Origin of the sequence: Pseudovibrio sp. POLY-S9 (genome assembly GCF_001431305.1) — a bacterium.
Lineage (GTDB): Bacteria > Pseudomonadota > Alphaproteobacteria > Rhizobiales > Stappiaceae > Pseudovibrio.
Window position 1 is genome coordinate 6,441 of sequence record NZ_LCWX01000127.1, and the last position, 2,106, is coordinate 8,546.

General features: G+C 61.3%; 1 protein-coding gene. It reads left to right on the forward strand.

Annotated elements, in window-relative coordinates:
- On the forward strand, positions 1 to 2,106 hold a 2,106-nt coding region (addB, locus tag PPL9_RS10770), incomplete at both ends, for a double-strand break repair protein AddB (RefSeq protein WP_208989307.1).

Genomic DNA, 2,106 nt, shown 5'->3' on the forward strand with positions numbered 1-2,106 from the left:
GATGAAAGCCGTGCTGAGCTTGGAAAACGGAGCCCTTGTGCTTCCGGCGCTCGATATGGGCATGGATGACGAAAGCTGGCAGGCACTTGGCAGCCCGACAGAACCACAGCGCGTTCCCGGCCACCCGCAATACAGCCTCCGTCAACTGCTCCTTGCGCTGGGCATAAAGCGAGAAGACGTCACACAGCTGGGCGCACCGCAAAGCGAAGCTCTGCGTTTGCGCTGCGAGATTGTCAACGAAGCACTCCGTCCGGCAGAAACAACGGAAGAGTGGCAGAACTTCTTCACCTCCCAGCTGGCAGAGCACAGAGAGACTGCCTTCGCAGGCACGCAGCTGATCACAGCGCGAAACGAATCCGAAGAAGCGCTCTCCATCGCCCTGCTGCTGCGTGAAGCGGTGGAAGCAGGCAAAACAACCGCGCTGATCTCACCGGACAGAACATTGGCCCGCCGTGTGGCTTCAGAGCTGACCCGCTGGGGCATCATCGTGGATGACACCGCTGGTCGCCCGCTGGAGCAAACACCGCCCATGGTGCTTGCCATCCTCACCGCAAAGCTCGCCCTGCAAGGCCTCGATCCGGTCAACCTGCTGGCCCTGCTCAAACATCCGCTCGCCTTCCTCGGTATGAAGGCCAAGGAAGTCCGCTCCGCCGCCCGCGCTCTGGAACGCGGCGTGCTGCGCGGCCCGCATCCAAGACCGGGGCTCAGTGGTCTGCGCGAAGCGGTGGCCGCAGCTCATGATCTGGCCATGGAGAAGGCCGACAGACCAGTTTCCCGCTGGCGCAAGCTGGTGGAAGAGGACTGGGCCGCCATCAACACCCTGCTGGACCGTCTGGAGCAAGCCCTCGGCCCACTGGAAGCCCTGCTGCAAAACCCAAATGAGATCCCGGTCGAAGACATCATCAAAACCCATGTGGATGCAATCCTGCTGCTTGGGGCTGATGAAAACGGCTCGACGGAAGAGCTGTTCAGTGGCGAAAACGGAAAGGCGCTTGCCGAAACTCTGACATCCTTGCTGGAAGCTGACGCTGCTGGCCTCTGCGTGCCTGCCAATGAATGGCCCGGCGTGTTCGGTGCCCTCATCACCGGTGGGGCCGTCCGCTCCCGCACACCTGCTGATCCCCGTATCCATCTGCTCGGCCCGATGGAAGCCCGCCTCCAGCGCTATGACCTCGTTGTCCTCGGCGGACTGAACGAAGGCACATGGCCGCAGCGCACCCGCAACGATCCATGGCTCAACCGCCCCATGAAAGGTCAGATCGGCCTCGATCCGCCAGAGCGTAAAATCGGCACCTCCGCCCACGATTTCCTCTGGAACCTCGGCGCGCCGGAAGTAGTGCTCTCCCGCTCCGAGCGCGTGGATGGCTCCCCAACTGTGGCCTCCCGCTGGCTCCAGCGCATCGTCACGCTGGCAGGCCAAAGCGTAGAGCAGCAAATGCGCGCCAAAGGCAAGCGCTACACCGAGCTGGCTCTCGTGCTCGACCGCTCCGAAACACCAGTCCGCCCGGCCAAGCGCCCTGAGCCAAAACCGCCAGTGGAGGCGCGTCCGGTCCAGCTCTCTGTCACAGCAATCGAAAACCTGATCCGCGATCCGTACCTCATCTACGCCAAAAACGTCCTGAAGCTGGATGAAGTTGACCCGATCGGCGGCGAACCGGGCGCTGCCGACAAAGGCAACATCATCCATGATGCCCTCGCAAACTTCCTTGAGGATTGGGATGGGCCATTCGACGACAAGGCAGTTCGAGCACTAAAAACCGAAGGGGGACGACTGTTCCGCCCACTGGATGCTTTCCCCGCTATCCGCGCTTTGTGGTGGCCGCGCTTTGAGCGCATCGCGGAAGAGTTTGTTGCGTACGAAGGTGAAGTCGCGCCTAAAATCTATGATCGTTTCCTTGAGGAATACGGCAAAGTGGAAATGCAGCGCCCGGAGCGCAACTTTACGCTCACAGGCCGTGCAGATCGCATCGATCAGATGAAAGACAACAGCTTGCGCGTGGTGGACTACAAAACCGGCCAGCCGCCCTCTGCCAAGCAGGTGGAAGCGCTGCTCTCACCACAGCTGCCACTGGAAGTCGCCATGATCCGCCGTAAGGGCTTTGAAGA